14 protein-coding genes are annotated in these 14,788 nt (G+C 73.7%); 10 read left to right on the top strand and 4 right to left on the bottom strand.

The genetic code is table 11. The features are described 5' to 3' along the window. A partial coding sequence (locus DTB53_RS36650; protein WP_146777746.1) for a DUF3263 domain-containing protein occupies positions 1-128 on the top strand: 128 nt, incomplete at its 5' end. A gap of 59 nt (positions 129-187) precedes the next feature. On the opposite strand, the gene DTB53_RS36645 is transcribed toward DTB53_RS36650, so the two are convergent. After that, entirely contained in the window at positions 188-868 is a 681-nt protein-coding gene (locus tag DTB53_RS36645) for a phosphotransferase (protein WP_012380334.1), read from the bottom strand. A gap of 296 nt (positions 869-1,164) precedes the next feature. Here DTB53_RS36645 and DTB53_RS36640 point away from each other — a divergent pair, with 296 nt between their 5' ends. From DTB53_RS36640 to DTB53_RS36625, 4 genes are all read left to right on the top strand, one after another. After that, complete coding sequence (locus DTB53_RS36640; RefSeq protein WP_003968233.1) at positions 1,165-2,538, top strand: carbohydrate-binding protein; 1,374 nt, start codon at positions 1,165-1,167, stop codon at positions 2,536-2,538. A gap of 128 nt (positions 2,539-2,666) precedes the next feature. Continuing rightward, positions 2,667-3,518 (top strand): dioxygenase family protein, encoded by an 852-nt coding sequence (locus DTB53_RS36635; protein WP_042496845.1) that lies wholly within the window; start codon positions 2,667-2,669, stop codon positions 3,516-3,518. A 211-nt stretch (positions 3,519-3,729) separates the two neighbouring features. Then, positions 3,730-4,239 (top strand): SigE family RNA polymerase sigma factor, encoded by a 510-nt coding sequence (locus tag DTB53_RS36630; protein ID WP_003968236.1) that lies wholly within the window; start codon positions 3,730-3,732, stop codon positions 4,237-4,239. Positions 4,240-4,323: 84 nt separating this feature from the next. After that, positions 4,324-5,229, top strand: a complete 906-nt coding sequence (locus DTB53_RS36625; RefSeq protein WP_012380335.1) for a hypothetical protein — start codon at positions 4,324-4,326, stop codon at positions 5,227-5,229. A 16-nt stretch (positions 5,230-5,245) separates the two neighbouring features. Here the strand turns inward: DTB53_RS36625 and DTB53_RS36620 are convergent, their stop codons facing one another. Then, complete coding sequence (locus DTB53_RS36620; protein ID WP_012380336.1) at positions 5,246-6,922, bottom strand: bifunctional 3'-5' exonuclease/DNA polymerase; 1,677 nt, start codon at positions 6,920-6,922, stop codon at positions 5,246-5,248. Between the two features lie 183 nt (positions 6,923-7,105). Here DTB53_RS36620 and DTB53_RS36615 point away from each other — a divergent pair, with 183 nt between their 5' ends. Beyond that, on the top strand, positions 7,106-8,299 hold the full coding sequence (locus DTB53_RS36615) for a DUF2786 domain-containing protein (RefSeq protein ID WP_003968239.1): 1,194 nt from the start codon (positions 7,106-7,108) through the stop codon (positions 8,297-8,299). Between the two features lie 36 nt (positions 8,300-8,335). Beyond that, positions 8,336-10,462 carry an FUSC family protein gene (locus tag DTB53_RS36610; RefSeq protein ID WP_012380337.1) on the top strand — a complete coding sequence of 709 codons (2,127 nt, stop codon included), beginning with the start codon at positions 8,336-8,338 and terminating at the stop codon, positions 10,460-10,462. A gap of 30 nt (positions 10,463-10,492) precedes the next feature. Here DTB53_RS36610 and DTB53_RS36605 read toward each other — a convergent pair whose 3' ends face one another. Beyond that, positions 10,493-11,008, bottom strand: coding sequence for a hypothetical protein (locus DTB53_RS36605; RefSeq protein ID WP_012380338.1), 516 nt, complete (start codon positions 11,006-11,008; stop codon positions 10,493-10,495). A 255-nt stretch (positions 11,009-11,263) separates the two neighbouring features. On the opposite strand from DTB53_RS36605, the gene DTB53_RS36600 reads away from it, so the two are divergent. Next, the gene (locus DTB53_RS36600) at positions 11,264-11,506 is read left to right on the top strand and encodes a DUF397 domain-containing protein (protein WP_003968242.1); all 243 of its coding nucleotides are present in this window, start codon (positions 11,264-11,266) and stop codon (positions 11,504-11,506) included. A 37-nt stretch (positions 11,507-11,543) separates the two neighbouring features. Here the strand turns inward: DTB53_RS36600 and DTB53_RS36595 are convergent, their stop codons facing one another. Continuing rightward, positions 11,544-12,050 carry an ATP-binding protein gene (locus DTB53_RS36595; RefSeq protein ID WP_012380339.1) on the bottom strand — a complete coding sequence of 169 codons (507 nt, stop codon included), beginning with the start codon at positions 12,048-12,050 and terminating at the stop codon, positions 11,544-11,546. A 354-nt stretch (positions 12,051-12,404) separates the two neighbouring features. Here DTB53_RS36595 and DTB53_RS36590 point away from each other — a divergent pair, with 354 nt between their 5' ends. After that, complete coding sequence (locus DTB53_RS36590) at positions 12,405-13,268, top strand: Sco1979 family transcriptional regulator (protein WP_003968244.1); 864 nt, start codon at positions 12,405-12,407, stop codon at positions 13,266-13,268. Between the two features lie 58 nt (positions 13,269-13,326). Continuing rightward, positions 13,327-14,784: an aldehyde dehydrogenase family protein gene (locus tag DTB53_RS36585; protein WP_012380341.1), complete on the top strand. Its 1,458-nt coding sequence runs from the start codon at positions 13,327-13,329 to the stop codon at positions 14,782-14,784. Positions 14,785-14,788 lie beyond the last annotated feature (4 nt).

Genomic DNA, 14,788 nt, shown 5'->3' with positions numbered 1-14,788 from the left:
GGAATTCGCCGGTCCGCTACTACCAGCTGCTGAACGCCCTGATCGACGACGAACGGGCGCTGCGCGAGGACCCGGTCACGGTGAACCGGCTGCGGCGCGTGCGCGACGCGAAGCGCGGCCGGCGCTGAGCGGCTCGCTGCCGGGTCCCGCTCCCGCTCCTCGATCGCCGGGGACGTGAATCCACCCCTTACGGGGCACAGCCCAGCACCAGGTCCACCGCCCGGTCCAGGCGGGCCCGTTCGTGGTCGGTGAGGTGCGGGTTCTCCCGTTGGCGGGCACGGGCCAGGGACAGGTCGGCGGCCGACGCCCCGCCGTCGTCGGAGAGTTCCGCCAGGAGCGCCGTCAGCAGCGGCCGGACGTCAGCCCCGGCCGGGAACCCCGGGTCGAGCGCGATCCGGGCCAGGGTCAGCGCCGACATCGCCCGGTCCAGACCGGGCGGGCCCTCCGCCGCGGTGGACCAGTCGATCACCACCGCACCCTCTGCCGTCAGCACCACGTTCTCCGGATGCAGATCCAGATGGAGCACGCAGTCCTCCGGGTCGGCCGAGACCCGGGGCGGTATGGCGTGGAGCTCGCGCAGCAGCCGGGCCAGCAGCGCGCCCGCCTCGGCGGCCCCCAGCCGCCCCGTCAGCAGGGACTCCGCCAGGGTCGGGCCGGTCAGCCGCTGGAGCACCAGGTCCGTGGGGCGGGCCCCCTCGGCGGGCGGACCGATGCGCGGCACCGGGAAGCCGAAGGCGCCGACGTAGCTCATCACGGCCAGCTCCTCCGTGATGTCGGTGCGGTCCCGGTAACGGCGAAGGACCCAGGAGCCGTCGAGTGCGTACACGTCGGCGGTGCGTCCCGAGCCCAGAAGTTGCCCTGTGTGCATGGGGCCGAACCTACCCGGGCGCCCCGCCGAAAGGGAGTCGCGTTCCGGCTTCGCCCGGCCGGGCCGCGAAATCGGCTCCGCGGGGGCCGTCCCGCCCGCAGGGCGGGCCGGAACACCCGCCGCGACCCCGCCCGCCGGGTGGGCCGGAGCCCTCGCCGCGCGGCCCCATAACGCGGAGGGAGGGGGGTGAACGGGATCTCCTGCGCCAGGTGTCGCCGCCGCTACGGTTTCGGCAATTCCCTGGTCCGGACCAACCCCCACCGGATCCGGACACCCCCAGAACCAAGGAGAGTGACGTGGAGAGAACCACGCTCCGCAGACGCGCCCTCGTCGCCGGCACCGCCACGGTGGCCGTGGGCGCGCTCGCCCTCGCCGGGCTCACCGGCGTGGCGTCCGCCGACCCCGCGGCCACCGCCGCTCCGCCGGTCTCCGCCGACAGCCTGTCACCCGGCATGCTGGCCGCCCTGGAGCGCGACCTCGGCCTCGACGAGGACGCCGCCCGCAGCCGGATAGCCAACGAGTACCGCGCCGCCGCCGTCGCCGCGGGGCTGGAGAAGTCCCTCGGCGCCAGCTACGCCGGGGCCCGGGTCAGCGGTGCGAAGGCCACGCTGACCGTCGCCACCACCGACGCCTCCGAGGCCGCCCGGATCACCGAGGCCGGAGCGCGCGCCGAGGTCGTCGGCCACAGCCTGGACCGGCTCGAAGGCGTCAAGAAGAGCCTCGACAAGGCCGCGCTCGACAAGGCGCCCAAGAACGTGCCCGTCTGGTACGTCGACGTCGCGGCCAACCGGGTCGTCGTCAACGCCGCCAGCCCCGCCGCCGGACAGGCGTTCCTCAAGGCGGCCGGGGTCGACAGCGGCCTCGTCACCGTCGCCAGGTCCGCCGAACAGCCCCGCGCCCTCGCCGACATCAGGGGCGGCGACGCGTACTACATGAACGGCTCCGGCCGCTGTTCCGTCGGCTTCTCGGTGACGCGCGGCACCCAGAACGGCTTCGCCACCGCGGGCCACTGCGGCCGGGTCGGCACGACCACCAACGGTGTCAACCAGCAGGCCCAGGGCACCTTCCAGGGCTCGACCTTCCCGGGCCGGGACATCGCCTGGGTCGCCACCAACGCCAACTGGACCCCGCGTCCGCTGGTGAACGGCTACGGGCGGGGCGACGTCACCGTCGCCGGCTCCACCGCCTCCGTCGTCGGCGCCTCGGTCTGCCGCTCCGGCTCCACCACGGGCTGGCACTGCGGCACCATCCAGCAGCTGAACACCAGCGTCACCTACCCGGAGGGCACCATCTCCGGGGTCACCCGCACCAGCGTCTGCGCCGAACCGGGCGACTCCGGCGGCTCGTACATCTCCGGCAGCCAGGCGCAGGGCGTCACCTCCGGCGGCTCGGGCAACTGCTCCTCCGGCGGCACGACGTACTTCCAGCCCATCAACCCGCTGCTCCAGGCGTACGGGCTGACCCTGGTCACCAGCGGCGGCGGTACGCCGACCGACCCGCCCACCACCCCGCCCACCGACTCGCCGGGCGGCACCTGGGCGGTCGGCACCGCGTACGCCGCCGGCGCCACGGTGACGTACGGCGGAGCCACCTACCGCTGCCTCCAGGCGCACACGGCCCAGCCGGGCTGGACCCCCGCCGACGTGCCCGCGCTCTGGCAGCGGGTCTGACCGCCCCGGTCCCGGGTCCGACCGCCCCGGGACCGGTCCCGCACCACCGAACCTCCTGAAGCTCCCGCCTCCCGCCTCCCCGCGTCGAGGACCTCCGAGGACTCCGAGGAAATGTCATGACCCCACAAATGGACAATTCAACCCCCCACGAGCCGAACGCTTCCGACGAGGCGTCGGTGGACCGGCGGCGGATCAGCCGCAAGGGCCTCCTGAAGGCCGCGCTCGTCGCGAGCGCCGCGCCCCTGCTCGTCGGAGGGGGCGTCGCGCTCGCGCGGGACGCCGCCTCGTCCGGGAACGGGCCGCTGGCCCCGACCCCGGAGTGCGACGACGGCGACGACGTGACGCCTCCGCAGATGGAGGGGCCGTACTTCAAGCCCAACTCGCCCCGCCGCACGAGCCTGGTGACCCCGAGCACCCCCGGCGTACCGCTCACCGTGAGCGGCTACGTCTTCGGGCGGGCCTGCCGCCCCATCTCCGGAGCCCTGCTCGACTTCTGGCAGGCCGACACCAACGGGTCGTACGACATGGCCCAGTTCGCCTTCCGGGGGCACCAGTTCACCGGCGCGGACGGGTCGTTCAGCCTCACCACCATCGTGCCGGGCCTCTACCCGGGGCGCACGCGGCACATCCACGTGAAGGCGCAGGCGCCCGGCGGGCGCATCCTCACCACCCAGCTGTACTTCCCGAACGAGCCGCGCAACAACACCGACGCGCTGTTCGACCCCGAGTTGCTGATGAACGTCCGCAACGTGGGGAACGGGCGCCAGGGCTCCTTCGACTTCGTGCTGGACGTCGCCCAGACGCCCAACCCGACCGCAACGCCCACCGAGCCGGGGTCCACCACCTGGGCCACCGGCACCTCCTACCGCGCGGGTGACCGCGTGACGTACGGCGGGGTCGCCTACCGCTGTCTGCAGGCACACCAGGCCCATGCGGGCTGGGAGCCGCCGAACGTCCCCGCGTTGTGGGAACGCGGGTAGACGAGGAACAGCGAGCGCACCACCGCCCGCGCCCCGTTCACGCCGTCCGGCGCGTGAACGGGGCGCTTCTCGCGTTCCCCCGGTCCGGCCGGGCCCCGCCACGCCCCCGGTCCCGGCCCGGAAAGTTTTCGCGGACCGCCCGAAACATTTCCCCGCCCCCGTCGCGTCGTACAGGGGGAAGGGCGGAACGGACGGACGGACGGGGGAGTGCGTGAGGGCGTCGCGTACCGAGGAGTTCAAGGTGTTCGCGGCCGGCCGGGCCGGCCATCTGTTCCGCTCTGCCTCCCTGCTGACCAGCGGCGATGTGCACCTCGCCGAGGACCTGGTGCAGGAGACCCTGAGCCGGATGTACGTGCTGTGGGGCCGCGCCCGCCGGATCGACAACCCGGCGGCGTACGCCCAGACCGTGCTCGTACGGACCTTCCTGACCCATCGCCGACGCCGGTCCGCGAGCGAACGCCCGCTGGCCGAACTGCCCGAGGGCGCTCCCGTCGACCCCGACGACCCGGCGCTGCGCATGACGCTGCTCCGGGCCCTGGCCCAACTGGCCCCCAAGGACCGGGCGGTCGTGGTGCTGCGGTACTGGGAGGACCGGAGCATAGAGGAGACCGCCGCCGCCCTCCAGGTCAGCCCCGCCGCCGTGCGGACCCGCTGCACGAGGGCGCTCGGGCGGCTGCGTGAACTGCTGGGCGGCAGCCTCACGGAGTTCGCCGCCCGCTGACCCCGGACGGTCTCCGCCGCCCGCCCCACCGGCCCCCCGGGCCGTCAACTGTCGAGCATCCCGAACGAGAAGTGGTGGTTCCCCATGCCCAGCGAAGACGAGCGGCCGTTCGAGGACGGCCTCGGTACGGAAATCCGCCGTGCCGGAGAGGCCTTCGAGCTGTCCGGCCGTGCCGCCCTGGTCGACGGCGCGCTGGAACAGGGCCGGCGCGCCGTACGCCGCCGCCGGGCCGTCGCCGTGGCGGGCGGCGTGCTGACCCTGGCCCTCGTCGGCGGCGGGGTCACCTTCGCCGCCGGTCAGCTGGGCGCCTCCGGCGACCGGGCGAACGTCGCCGGCAGCGGACCGGCCGCGCCGACGATCACCCCCACGGCCCCCGCCCCGGACACCGCCGCGCCCACGCCGTCGGCCCCGCCCACCGAGGCCGTGACGGCCCCACCGCCCGACGCGCCCCCGGCCCCGGACGCGCCGACGCCCACCGCCACCGGGGCCGCGCCCACCGGTGAACCCTCCCCGGACCCGGTGTCGCGCGGCACGCACGACGCCGGGGTGCCCGCGCCGCCGCTCGACTACACGGCTCTGATGCCCACCTTCCGCGCCCTGCTGCCCGACGGGCTCTCCGTGGGCGAGGAGACGGACAGCGGGGGCGAGTTCGCCTCGGTCGTCGTGAACGACGGCGAGGGCCGCTCCCTGGTGCAGATCAATGTGCAGGCCGACATGCGGGACGTCGCCGACGACCTGTACGGCGACGCGACCACCCTGCCCGACGGCACCCTGCTCGCCACCTCGAAGAAGCCCGGCGAGAAGGGTGGCCGGGGAGTCGTCATGTGGACGGCCGACTCGATGCGCCCCGACGGTATGCGGGTCGTCGTCTCGGCCTTCAACTCCGGCGAGCAGTCGAGCCCCGCCACCCGTGAGGCGCCCGCGCTCACCATGGACCAGCTCACCGCCCTGGTCCTCAGCCCGCAGTGGCCGAGGCTCCAGCAGCGGTAGGGGGCTGCCCCGGGCGTCACTTGGCGTCCGCGTACCGCTCCACCACCGCCGTCGTGAAGGGGAACCGCACCGGCGTCCTGCCGAAGGCGGTCCGCCCGGCCAGCTCGCCCGCCGCGCGGATCGCCTCGACGACGGCGGCGCTCTCCTCGGCCGGGCAGTGCACGATCACCTCGTCGTGCTGGAAGAACACCAACTGCGCCCGCAGCCCCTGCTCGAAGATCGTCCGGCGCAGCGCGGCCAGCATCAGCAGCGCCCAGTCGGCCGCGCTGCCCTGCACCACGAAATTGCGGGTGAAGCGCCCCCGGGCCCGCGCCGGGCCGCCGTCCGGCGCACCCCCGGAGCCCTCCGGATCCTCCTGGGGCAGGCCCGCCTCCTCGTCCTGTCCGGCCGACGCGGCCGGCGGGCTGGTCCGGCCCAGCCAGGTCCGCACCACCCGCCCCTCCTCGCCCGCCCGGGCCGCGTCGTCCACGTACGCGACGGCGAGCGGGAAGCGGCGGCGCAGGGCGGCCAGGTTCTTCAGCCCGTCCCCGGAGGTCTGGCCGTAGATCGCCCCGAGCATGGCCAGCTTGGCGTGCTCGCGGTCGCCGGAGAACGCCCGGTCGGACAGGGCCTTGTAGAGGTCGCCGTCATGGCCGGCCACCTCCATCAGCCCCCGGTCGCGGGAGATCGCGGCCAGCACCCGGGGCTCCATCTGGTCGGCGTCCGCGACGACGAGCCGCCACCCCGGATCGGCGACGACGGCCTGGCGGATCACCTTGGGGATCTGGAGGGCTCCGCCCCCGTTGGTCGTCCAGCGCCCGCTGACCGTGCCGCCCGGCTGGTACTCCGGGCGGAAGCGGCCCTCGCGCACCCAGTCCTGGAGCCAGGACCAGCCGTGCGCCGTCCAGATCCGGTACAGCTTCTTGTACGCGATCAGCGGCTCGACCGCCGGATGGTCCAGCTCCTCCAGCTCCCAGCGCCGCGTCGACTTCACCGGGATGCCCGCCCGCGCGAACGCCTTCACCACATCGGCCGGCAGGTCGGGCCGGACCCTGCGGCCGAACGCCGCCGACACCTCGTCCGCCAGCTCGGCCAGCCTGCGGGGCTCGCCGCCGCCCGCGTACCGCTCGCCCAGCAGTCCGGTCAGCAGCTCCCGGTGGACGTCGGCGCGCCAGGGCAGCCCGTCCCGGTGCATCTCGGCGGCCACGAGCATCCCCGCCGACTCCGACGCCGTCAGCAGCCGCATCCGGTCCGGGTGCTCCGCCGCGTCATGGCGGCGCAGCTGGTCCGCGTAGACCCGCAGGAGCCCCTCGAACGGCACCCCGGCCCCCGACGGCGGCTCGAAGAGGGAGGACTGCGCGCCCGGTTCGGCGGACCGGGCCGGCGGGTCCGGCGGCACCGGCGCTCCGTCGAGGCGGGCCAGCGCGGCGGCGGCCGACCGGGGCTCGCCCAGCCGCCCGGCGTGCCCGAGCAGCAGCAGCTCGGCGCACTCGATGTCGTAGCACCGCTCGACCCGGACCCCGGCGGCCAGCAGCCGGGGGTAGATCCCGGCGGTCGACCGCCACACCCAGCGCGCCACTCCGGGCCGGGAGCGGACCGCCTCGACGAGGTCGGGCTCGGCGAGGACGGGCCCGGCGGGCGTGCCGTCGCGGGCGAGCGGCGCGAGCAGCGCCCCGCCCCCGTCCACGGCCGCCACCGCCCACCGTTCGGTCATGGGGGCGAGTCTGGCACCCGCCACTGACAGCGCCCCGGAGGCGGGGCGCGCCGGGCCGCCCACGGGCGGGCCGTTCCGCTCCGGCCGCCTCCGGGAAAGGGCCTGCGGGCGGTCGGGCGCTGCGGGGCATCGGACTGTGCGGGCCGTTCGGGCCGGGCGGGCCGTGCGCCTACCCTTGGCCGGATGGAATCGGTGATCGACCGGGCGTGCGCGGCGGCCCTCTACGTCGAGGGCGACGCGGCCCTCGACACCGGGGCCTCCCTGCTCGCCGCCGCCCCGGAGGCGGACGCGGAGGCGCACCGGCGCGGCGAGGAGTTCGTGCGGCGGGCCTGGGACCGGGGCTGGCACCCGGCCGACCTGGTCCGCCACGTCCGCCATGAGCTGGACGAGCGGCGGGCGGCGCTGGCCGCGACCCTGATCGCCGCCGAGACGGCCCGGTACGCGGAGCTGCCGCCCCGCTGGCGCCGGCAGCTCGCCGAGCTGCCCGCGCCCGTGCCCCGCAACCGCCCCGACCGGTTCCGGTACGCCGGTGACCTGCTGGAGCTGTACCGGCTGCTGCTGCGGCTGCCCGCGATCGAGCCCGTGGGCCCGCCGCCCGGCGCCGCCGCCGACCACCTGCACCGGCCGCCCGCCGCCGACGAACCCCGCATGCTCACCCGGATCCGGGCGCTGCTGGCGAAGGCGGAGGCGACCGGCTTCCCCGAGGAGGCCGAGGCGCTGACCACCAAGGCGCAGGAGCTGATGGCCCGGCACAGCGTCGACGAAGCCCTCCTCGCCGCCCGGACCCGGAGCCGCGAGACGCCGGGCGCCTGCCGGATCGGGGTGGAACCCCCGTACGAGAGCGCCCAGGCGGTCCTGCTCGACGCCGTCGCCTCCGCGAACCGGTGCCGGGCGGTGTGGAACGACGACCTCCGCTTCACCACGGTCGTCGGCTTCGAGCCGGACCTGGACGCGGTCGAGCTGCTGTTCACCTCCCTGCTCGTCCAGGGGACGGCCGCGATGACCCGGGCCGAGGCCGGGCAGCGCGCCGGGGGACGCAAGCGGACCAAGACTTTCCGGCAGGCGTTCCTGATGGGGTACGCCCAGCGGCTCGGCCGCCGGCTCGCCGACGGCGCCGAGCGGGCCACGGCGGAGGCGGACGCCGCCGCGGACGGCGGGGACGGCGGCACGGGCGGGGGCCTGCTCCCCGTTCTCGCCGCCCGGGACGTCGCGGTCACCGACACCGCCGAGCGGATGTTCCCGAGGACCACGACCACCCGGCTCCGGGGGGTGTCCGACCTGGACGGCTGGACGCACGGCACCGAGGCCGCCGACCGGGCCCGCGTGGGCGGCGGGGGCGGCTCGCGCCGGGGACCCGACGGCGAAATCATGGCGTAAGTCGGGCTTGTCGCACTTTGCGGTTAGGCTCGGCCCATGAGCTGGCTCCGGGCGCTGAAGGAGACCGCCCGCTCGGGACTGGAGATCGAGCGGCAGAGACTGGAGCCCCTCATCGCCTTCCGCGGTGCGGCCGGACTCGCCCTCGTCATCGGGGTCAGCCTCGTGCTGTTCGGGCCGGAGATCGCGGCGAGCTCCGCGTTCGGCGCGTTCCAGGCGGCCATCGCCACCTTCCAGCGCAGCTGGCGGCCCCGCCCCGTGCTCGCCCTCGTCTCCGGCGTGAGCCTCGCCGTCACCACGTTCGTCGGCTACGTCAGCGGCGCGCACGTCGTGCTGTTCCTGTGCCTGCTGGGCGCCTGGACCTTCCTCGCCGGGCTGGCCTGGGCGGCCGGCCCCACGGGCGGCATCATCGCCGCGTCCAACGTCGCGATCATGCTCGTGACGATCACCCTGCCCACCTCGGTCGTGGACGCCGCCGCCCACGCGGGCATGATCGCCGTCGGCGGCTTCGTGCAGGCGGCCCTCATCGTCCTCTTCCCGGTCCGCAGATGGGGCGCCCAGCGCGACGCGCTCGCCGACGCCCTGGCGGCCGAGGCCGACTACGCCCGCCGGCTGCGGCTCGACCCGGTCGCCCCCTTCGACCCGCTGCCCCTGATGACCGCCCGCAGCGCCGCCGCCGTCACCCCGCGCCAGGCCCGCCGCCGCCCCGCCGAACTGCACGGGGCCCGGGGCGTCGCCGAGCGGCTGCGCCCGGTGCTCGCCTCGCTCGCGGACCCGGCGATGGGGGTGCCGGGCGACGGTCTGGAGCGGCTCTGGGTGAACGAGCTGCTGGGCGCCGCCGGATCGGTGCTGGACGCCGCCGCGCGGGCCGTCCGGCACGGCGAGCCCGTCCATCTCTCCGCCACCGACCTGGGGGTCCTGAAGACCCCCGACAACGACGTGATCCTCGTCGGCCCCGCCCGCCGCGCCGCCGACCGGCTCGCGGCCCTGCTCGACGACGTCCTGGAGATCGCGGAGGGCACCGGGACCGACAGCGGGATCCCCACGGACCTCGCCCCGGACACCCGGCACCGGCCCACGCTGCTGAAGCTGGTCCCGGTGGTGCTGGCCTCGATGCGCCGCGAGCTGCACCACGGCTCGCCGGTCATGCGCCAAGCCATCCGGGTCGCGGTGGTGGCCGTCTCCGGGTACTTCGTGGGGGAGGCCGTGCCGCTCGGCCACGGCTACTGGGCCCCGATGACCGCCGTCATGGTGATGCGGCCCGAGTTCTCGCAGACGTACGCCCGCGCGGCGGGGCGCTTCGGCGGCACCCTGGTCGGCGTGGGGCTCGCCACCGCCGTCGTGCAGACCGCCACTCCCGACGCCCGGCTCTCGGCGCTCCTCGCGGTGGTGTGCGCGTGGCTGATGTACCTGCTGATGCGCACCGGCTACGCGGTCGGCCAGGTCTGCGTCGCCGCGTACGTCGTCTTCCTGCTCGGCATGGCCGGCGACGACTGGTCCCAGACCGTCACCGAGCGCATCGTCCTGACGCTCGTCGGGGGCCTCCTCGCGATGGTCTCCTACGCCGTCTACCCGGCCTGGGAGACCCCGCGGCTGCGCAACCGGCTGGCCGAGTGGCTGGTGGCGGACGTGGAGTACGCGGCCACGGTCGTCGACCGGTACGCGGACCCCGCCGCCCGGGACGCCGAGGACGTCCGGGGGGCCCTGATCGCCACCCGGGAGGCGCGGGTGGCGTGGCAGGAGGCGCTGGCGACCGCCCAGCACGAACCCGTACGCCACCGGGGCATCTCCCGGGCCGCCGCGACCGACGCCCAGCACGCGCTGGCCCAGCTGGGCCGGTCCGCGATGGTCCTGGAGGCCCATCTGCCGGCCCGGTCGGCCGACCCGGTGCCCGGCGCCGCCCAGTTGGCCGAGGCGCTGCGCCGGGCCACCGAGAAGGGGGCCAGGGCGGTACGGGAGCGGCGGCTGCCCGACTGGCAGCCGGTGGTGGACGCGGTGGCCCACTGGGACATGCCCACCCCGACGGACGACGGTACGACCCCGGTCGGCGACCCGGTCGTGCGCCGGGGCGCGGCCCTGCTCCTGGACGCGCTGGAGGAGTTCACCCGGGCCCTGGACGAGCGGGGCGGCTCCACCCGGGTCAGCAGCACGCTGGCCGAGGGCTGAGCGGCCCCGGGCGTCAGGTCCTCGCGGGCGTCACGGCGCGGGCACCTCGGGCAGGTCCCCGAGGTCCGGCAGTGAGGGCATGCCGCTCGGCAGCTTGCCGGGTTCGGCCTTGGTGAGGGAGTCCTTGGCGCCGCCGTCCCAGGAGAGGACGAGCTTCGTGCCGTCCACGGAGTCGATCGCGCCCATCGTGCGGTCGGTGGAGCCGCCGGTGCACTTCAGCGCCAGCATGGGCTCGCCGCCCATGTCCTTCACATCGCCCTGGCACACGGACTGGTCGGCGACCAGGGCGACCTTGCGGGCGGAGACGGAGACGGTGACGTTCTTCCCGTCCGTCAGCCCGACCCAGGTGCCCTCCAGCGCCGCCGCGTCCACGGCGCCGCCCCCGGCGGGCTCCCCGGAACCGCTGCCGCCGCTTTCGGGCGTCGCGCTCGCCGCGGAATCCGCGCCGGAGTCCTTGCTCGCGTCGTCGCCGCCGCATGCGGTCAGCGCCAGTGCGGCGGCCAGAGCGGCCACGGCGACGGCGCCGGTGCGTAGAGAGCTGGTCACGTGGAGTTCCCCCTTGCTGTTATCCGGTCGAAAGACCGCGCCACGTTACCAAGGTCCGCTGCGATCAACTCCCTTGGACGGGAGCGAAATAGGCGTGCCGTTCGTCTCTCTTCCCGGAGGGCGTGACCGGGGCGGAAAAGCCTGTAATCAAAGGAACACCCCGCGTGCACGTGCATCTGCTCATGCATTGGCATATGAACAGAGCTATGATCCGAGCTAGTTGACACTTGCACCTTGCAACTCGGGGAGCGTCCTGTGCACCACGTGTACAACGGCATGGCGGCCACAGAGCTTCGCGGAGTCGTCTGGCAGAAGAGCAGACACAGCAACTCCCAGGGATCCTGTGTGGAGTTCGCCCGGCTGCCCGGAGGGAATGTGGCGATGCGGAACTCCCGCCACCCCGACGGGCCCGCCCTCGTCTATACGCCCGCGGAGATAGAGGCACTGCTGCTCGGCGTCAAGGACGGCGAGTTCGACCACCTCGCCGCCGGCGCCTGACGCCGGGTCCGGCCCGTGGCGGGCCGGACCGGGGTGCTCACGAACCCTGCTTCGGGTTCTCCTGGAGCCGGAACAGCGCCCAGACGACCTTGCCGTAGAGCGGTCCCGAGGGCAGTTCTCCGAGCTGTACGGGAGAGGGGTGCCAGCCCCAGCTGTCGCTGACACATTCCACCAGGAACAGACCGCGGCCGGATTCGGCGGAATCCGCCGCCTCGCCCGCGACCGGGCTCTCCCGGCTGGGGTCGCGCACGGCGCACACCAGTCGCGAGGTCCAGCGCATCAGGTGCAGGCGCACCGGCGGGTCCTGGAACTCCCGGGGCGGGTCGCCGGGCAGTGCGTGGCGCAGCGCGTTGGTGACGAGTTCGGACACCACCAGGGCGACATCGTCGAAACGGTCGCCCAGCTCCCACCGCTCCAGCGTCGACCGGGTGAACTTCCGTGCCCCGCCGACCGCTTCGTAGCGCGCGGGCAGAGCACAGGACGCCGATCCGGCAACCCCTGAGGGGTCGGTGGGGGGAAGCCCCTGCCGTAACGGCTCGAGCATCGTCGATCCATTCGTCCCCATACGAGGCACTCCCGGGATTCGCGGCTGTAGCGGCACTGCCTGTAGCGGTACTGCGGGGGGTACAGCGGCACAACACGAGCACGCAGGTGCGCGAGGACCATGGTTCCGAATGCGCAGGGCAGATGCAAGGGCAGATGCACGTGCACGCGCCGGACCTGCCCGATACCGTGGTGGTTCTGGGGCATTTCTTCCCCGGGGCAGTTTCGGAGCTTTCTGGACGTCTTCCCATTTCCGTAATCGAATGAGTACGGGCTGAAGCGTTTTGGTGGCAGAATCCGGCTCTCGGGGTTGGGGGGCTCCGGTGCCAGGTAGGCGATGGGGAGGGTCGGACCAGTGTCGGCAGGCGAGTCGAGTGGATCGGTGGTGCGGCGCATCCTCCTGGGCTCTCAGCTCAGGAGACTGCGGGAGTCGCGCGGAATCACCCGTGAGGCGGCCGGCTACTCGATCCGGGCCTCCGAATCGAAGATCAGCCGCATGGAGTTGGGACGGGTGAGCTTCAAGGCCAGGGATGTCGAGGATCTCCTCACGCTCTACGGCGTGGCGGACGAGGCGGAGCGCGACTCCCTCCTCGGCCTGGCCCGTGAAGCCAACGTGGCCGGTTGGTGGCACAGTTACGGAGACGTGCTGCCCGGCTGGTTCCAGACCTATATCGGCCTGGAGGGCGCCGCCTCCCTCATCCGTATCTATGAAGTGCAGTTCGTGCACGGGCTGTTGCAGACCGAGGCGTACGCCCACGCCGTCGTCTCGCGCGGAATGCGCGGAGCCTCGCCCGCCGAGGTCGACCGCCGGGTGGCCCTGCGGCTGGAGCGCCAGAAGGCCCTCGTGTCGGAGCGCGCCCCGACGTTCCACGCCGTTCTCGACGAGGCCGCGCTGCGCCGTCCGTACGGCGAACGCGACGTCATGCGTGCCCAATTGCGGCATCTGATCGATATGTCGGAGCAGCCGAACATCACGCTCCAGGTCATGCCCTTCAGCCACGGCGGTCATGCCGGTGAGAGCGGATCGTTCACGATGCTGCGTTTCCCGGAATCCGATCTGTCGGACATTGTCTATTTGGAGCAGCTGACGAGCGCGCTCTATCTGGACAAGCCCGAGGAAGTCGCGCAGTACGAAAAGGCCATGGCGGGTCTCGCCCAGGACAGCCCCACACCGGAAGACAGCCGGGATCTTCTGCGCGGTCTACTCCAACTGGCGTAATTTCTCGTTACGATGACGTCGCATCAGGAGTCTGCGAACGCCTGCAGTAAGGGATTGCATGTCCTTCTTCCATGAACTGGCCCACCAGTACATCGACGGCGAGTGGCTGACCGGCAGCGGCTCGTGGGACATCATCGATTTCAATCCCTACAACGGTGAGAAACTCGCCGCCGTCACCGTGGCCACCGCGCTGGAGGTCGACCGGGCCTACCGGGCCGCCGAACGGGCCCAGCGGGAATGGGCCGCCGTCAATCCCTACGAGCGCCGTGCCGTCCTCGAACGCGCGCTCCGCGCCACCGGTGAACGCGCCGAGGAGATCGTCGAGGCGATCATCGACGAGCTGGGCGGCACCCGGCCGCGGGCCCAGTACGAGGTCCGGGGCGCGACCGAGTTCCTGCGCGAGGCGATCCGCCAGGCGCTGCGGCCCACCGGGCGGCTGCTGCCCGCCGTGGGGGACGGCCGGGAGAACCGGCTCTACCGGCTGCCCGTCGGCGTCGTGGGCGTCATCAGCGCCTTCAACTTCCCCTTCCTGGTGACGATGAAGTCCGTCGCCCCCGCCCTCGCGCTCGGCAACGCGGTCGTCGTGAAACCCCATCAGAACGCGCCCGTCGTGGGCGGCGGTCTGATCGCGAGGATCTTCGAGGACGCCGGGCTGCCGGCCGGGCTGCTCAACGTCGTGATCACCGACAGCGCCGAGATCGGCGACGCGTTCATCGAGCACCCCGTGCCCAAGGTGATCTCGTTCACCGGCTCGGACCGGGTCGGCCGGCACATCGCCGCCACCGCGGCGGGCGCCTTCAAGCGGACCATCCTCGAACTGAGCGGGAACAGCGCCCTGGTGGTGCTGGAGGACGCCGACGTCGACTACGCGGTCCGGGCGGCCGTCTTCAGCCGCTTCCTGCACCAGGGGCAGGTCAGCATGGCGGCCAACCGGATCCTGGTGGACCGGTCGGTCGCCGCGGAGTTCACCGAGCGGTTCACCGCCGAGGTGGCCGCGTTGCGGACCGGGGACCCGAGGGACCCGGAGACCCGGATCGGGCCGGTCATCAACGCCTTCCAGGCCGACGCGCTGGACGCCCTGGTGGACCGGGCGGTCGCGGACGGCGCGACGGCGCTCGTGCGCGGCCGGACCGTCGGCAACGTCGTCTCCCCGACCGTCCTGACCGGCCTCGCGGAGGACTCCCCGCTGCTGCGGCAGGAGATCCTCGGCCCGGTGGCCCTGCTGATGACCTTTGACGGCGAGGAGGAGGCCGTGCGGATCGTCAACGAGAGCCCGTACGGACTCAGCGGCGCGGTGCACACCCGGGACGCGGAGCGCGGGGTGAAGTTCGCGCAGCGGATCGTCAGTGGGATGTTCCACGTCAACGACTCCACCGTGCAGGACGATCCGCTGGTCGCGTTCGGCGGCGAGAAGACGTCCGGGGTGGGCCGGCTGAACGGCGAGGCCGCGGTCGAGGCGTTCACCGTCCAGCGGTGGATGTCGATCCAGCACGGCCGCTCGGTCTTCCCGTTCTGACGGA

Source organism: Streptomyces griseus, assembly GCF_900460065.1.
Classification (GTDB): Bacteria; Actinomycetota; Actinomycetes; order Streptomycetales; family Streptomycetaceae; genus Streptomyces; species Streptomyces griseus.
The sequence above is the reverse complement of the archived record's forward strand: the minus strand, read 5'-3'. Positions and strand labels throughout refer to the sequence as shown.